Raw genomic sequence first — 2,193 nt, 5'->3', positions numbered from 1 at the left:
CCGGGAGTAGCGAAAGTATCAAGAGTCTCACACAAAAGTAAGTCAGGTTTTTGAATTTATTCAGAACCTGTCAGCTTTGAGTGAGCGACCTGTCTCGAGAGGGACAGAAAACAGTAACAGGTATTGAACTGAAGAGTTTGATCCTGGCTCAGATTGAACGCTGGCGGCATGCCTTACACATGCAAGTCGAACGGCAGCACGGGTGCTTGCACCTGGTGGCGAGTGGCGAACGGGTGAGTAATACATCGGAACATGTCCAGTAGTGGGGGATAGCCCGGCGAAAGCCGGATTAATACCGCATACGATCTGTGGATGAAAGCGGGGGATCGCAAGACCTCGCGCTATTGGGGTGGCCGATGGCAGATTAGGTAGTTGGTGGGGTAAAGGCCTACCAAGCCGACGATCTGTAGCTGGTCTGAGAGGACGACCAGCCACACTGGGACTGAGACACGGCCCAGACTCCTACGGGAGGCAGCAGTGGGGAATTTTGGACAATGGGCGCAAGCCTGATCCAGCAATGCCGCGTGTGTGAAGAAGGCCTTCGGGTTGTAAAGCACTTTTGTCCGGAAAGAAAACCTCTGGGTTAATACCCCGGGGGGATGACGGTACCGGAAGAATAAGCACCGGCTAACTACGTGCCAGCAGCCGCGGTAATACGTAGGGTGCAAGCGTTAATCGGAATTACTGGGCGTAAAGCGTGCGCAGGCGGTTTTGCAAGACCGATGTGAAATCCCCGGGCTTAACCTGGGAACTGCATTGGTGACTGCAAGGCTAGAGTATGGCAGAGGGGGGTAGAATTCCACGTGTAGCAGTGAAATGCGTAGAGATGTGGAGGAATACCGATGGCGAAGGCAGCCCCCTGGGCCAATACTGACGCTCATGCACGAAAGCGTGGGGAGCAAACAGGATTAGATACCCTGGTAGTCCACGCCCTAAACGATGTCAACTGGTTGTCGGGCCTTCATTGGCTTGGTAACGTAGCTAACGCGTGAAGTTGACCGCCTGGGGAGTACGGTCGCAAGATTAAAACTCAAAGGAATTGACGGGGACCCGCACAAGCGGTGGATGATGTGGATTAATTCGATGCAACGCGAAAAACCTTACCTACCCTTGACATGGACGGAATCCTGGTGAGAGCCGGGAGTGCCCGAAAGGGAGCCGTCACACAGGTGCTGCATGGCTGTCGTCAGCTCGTGTCGTGAGATGTTGGGTTAAGTCCCGCAACGAGCGCAACCCTTGTCCCCAGTTGCTACGCAAGAGCACTCCGGGGAGACTGCCGGTGACAAACCGGAGGAAGGTGGGGATGACGTCAAGTCCTCATGGCCCTTATGGGTAGGGCTTCACACGTCATACAATGGTCGGAACAGAGGGTTGCCAAGCCGCGAGGTGGAGCCAATCCCAGAAAACCGATCGTAGTCCGGATCGCAGTCTGCAACTCGACTGCGTGAAGCTGGAATCGCTAGTAATCGCGGATCAGCATGCCGCGGTGAATACGTTCCCGGGTCTTGTACACACCGCCCGTCACACCATGGGAGTGGGTTTTGCCAGAAGTGGCTAGTCTAACCGCAAGGAGGACGGTCACCACGGCAGGATTCATGACTGGGGTGAAGTCGTAACAAGGTAGCCGTATCGGAAGGTGCGGCTGGATCACCTCCTTTCCAGAGCTCATTGCGAAGCACATTGAAGCGCTCACACTTGTCGGCTGTAGAAAAGACAGACTCAGGGGTCTGTAGCTCAGTCGGTTAGAGCACCGTCTTGATAAGGCGGGGGTCGATGGTTCGAATCCATCCAGACCCACCACTTTGTCTGCCAGAGGCGGAGGCAATCCCTTGAGTATGTGACTGGGGGATTAGCTCAGCTGGGAGAGCACCTGCTTTGCAAGCAGGGGGTCGTCGGTTCGATCCCGTCATCCTCCACCAATCCCTAATGCACAGCGTTCTGCTGAAGTTCAGCAGAGCCTTTTGCATTGGCGATTGAGCCAGTCAGAGCGGTATGAAAATATCGGCTGTCGTTCTTTAACAATCAGGAAGAAGTAGTAAAGAGATTTATCTGAAACACACTTAGAGATGGGTGTGGAGTAGGTGAATCAGGGTTGTGATTGTATCGATGTATTTTTAAGTTCCTCGAAAGAGGGCTTTGGAATACGGCACAACGCGAAAACTCAGCCTGTAGCGAGTGAGTCCGGAGCGGGAA

2 tRNA genes and 1 rRNA gene are annotated in these 2,193 nt (G+C 54.1%); all 3 read left to right on the top strand.

The annotated features are described in order from the left end of the window. Positions 1-125: 125 nt before the first annotated feature. Positions 126-1,658 (top strand): 16S ribosomal RNA (locus tag PWP93_RS37300). Positions 1,659-1,723: 65 nt separating this feature from the next. Then, positions 1,724-1,800 (top strand) — tRNA-Ile (locus PWP93_RS37295). 43 nt (positions 1,801-1,843) lie between these two features. After that, positions 1,844-1,919, top strand: a tRNA-Ala gene (locus PWP93_RS37290). The last annotated feature ends 274 nt before the right edge of the window (positions 1,920-2,193 follow it).

The sequence above is a fragment of the Paraburkholderia sp. A1RI-2L genome, assembly GCF_048957375.1.
In the GTDB taxonomy this organism is placed as follows: domain Bacteria; phylum Pseudomonadota; class Gammaproteobacteria; order Burkholderiales; family Burkholderiaceae; genus Paraburkholderia.
This window is presented reverse-complemented; position numbering and strand designations above follow the sequence as displayed.